Below are 1330 nucleotides of genomic sequence, written 5' to 3'. Positions count from 1 at the left end.
GGTGCGGGGGTTTTCTGCGTTTCGGACCAATTAGGGTCGGGATATGCGATACGACCTGGTCATCTTTGACAATGACGGCGTTCTGGTGGACAGCGAGCCGATTTCCAACACGATCCTGGCCGGCTATCTGACCGAGCTCGGGCACCCCACCTCGTACGAGGACTCCCTGCGCGACTACATGGGGGCCGCCGTGCACCGCGTACACGATCTCGTTCTCGAGCGGACCGGGCAGCGGCTTCCCGCGGATTTCGACGACGTATTGCATGAGCGGGTGTTCGCCGCCTTCGAGCGGGAGCTGCGGCCCATGGACGGGGCCGTGGAAGTGCTGGAGAAGTTGGCCGGGGACGGGGTGGCCTACTGCCTGGCTTCTTCCGGGAGCCATGAGCGGATCCGGGTCGGGCATCGGAAGACCGGGCTCGACAAGTGGTTCGGAGAAGGCCGGATCTTCAGCTCGCAGGACGTGGGGCGGGGCAAGCCTGCGCCCGATCTCTTCCTGCACGCCGCCGAGCGCATGGGGGTGCCGCCCGAGAAGTGTGTCGTGGTGGAGGACAGCCCGCTCGGCGNNTGACGCCCGCCGAGCGGCTCGTGGGGGCCGATCAACTCTTCGGTGACCTGCGGGACTTGGTCGACCTGCTGGTATGACGTCGGCCGGGTGGTGGGGCTGACATTTGTCACCGCCAGGTCCGGACGATCGTTTCTGTCGGCGGGCAGGCCCCGGAGGCGAAGCTGAGGTGGTCGCGGAGGAAGTGAAGCCGGACGTACACAGCAGCCCGACGGAGGAACCGACCATGAGCCAGCTCGCCACCGACACCCTCGTCGAGGTCCAGCCCGCCGCCACGGCCGACGCCGCCGACGTGCGCAAGGCCCGTCGCGAGTCCCTGAAGCCGCTGGTGCTCGACGCGCTGGTGCCCACCGCCTCGTACTACCTGCTCAGCAAGGGGTTCGGGATGGGCACCATGGCCGCGCTGGCCTGGAGCAGCGTGGTGCCGGCCGCGCGGACGGTGTGGGGCCTGGTCAAGGAGCGGCGGGTCAACGGGCTCGCGGCGCTCATCCTGACCGCCAACGTCGTGGGGCTGCTGCTGAGTCTCGTCTCCGGTGACCCGCGGCTCATGCTGGCCAAGGACAGCGGGATCACCGGGACGATCGGGCTCGCGGTGCTCGTGTCGGTGGCCGCGGGGCGGCCGCTGATGACCGCCGCCCTCAAGCCGTGGGTGACCAAGGGGAACGCGGCGCGGATCGCGTCCTGGGAGCGGCTCAGCGCGGCGCGGGGCCGGTTCTCGCGGCTGGAGCGCACGTTCTCCGTGGTGTGGGGCGTGGGGCTCCTGGGGGA

General features: G+C 69.4%; 1 protein-coding gene and 2 pseudogenes. All 3 read left to right on the top strand.

What is annotated here, in order from left to right; all coding sequences use genetic code 11:
- Nucleotides 1-43 precede the first annotated feature (43 nt).
- Nucleotides 44-563 (top strand): annotated as a pseudogene (locus tag AOK03_RS38150) (HAD family hydrolase); the annotation flags it as partial.
- A 2-nt stretch (nucleotides 564-565) separates the two neighbouring features.
- Nucleotides 566-642 (top strand): annotated as a pseudogene (locus AOK03_RS44645) (hydrolase); the annotation flags it as partial.
- A 146-nt stretch (nucleotides 643-788) separates the two neighbouring features.
- Nucleotides 789-1330, top strand: a 542-nt coding sequence (locus AOK03_RS38145) for a VC0807 family protein (RefSeq protein WP_157869199.1), incomplete at its 3' end; no start/stop codon positions are given.

It is taken from the genome of Streptomyces atriruber (assembly GCF_001418325.1).
GTDB classification, from domain to species: Bacteria; Actinomycetota; Actinomycetes; order Streptomycetales; family Streptomycetaceae; genus Streptomyces; species Streptomyces atriruber.
This window is presented reverse-complemented; position numbering and strand designations above follow the sequence as displayed.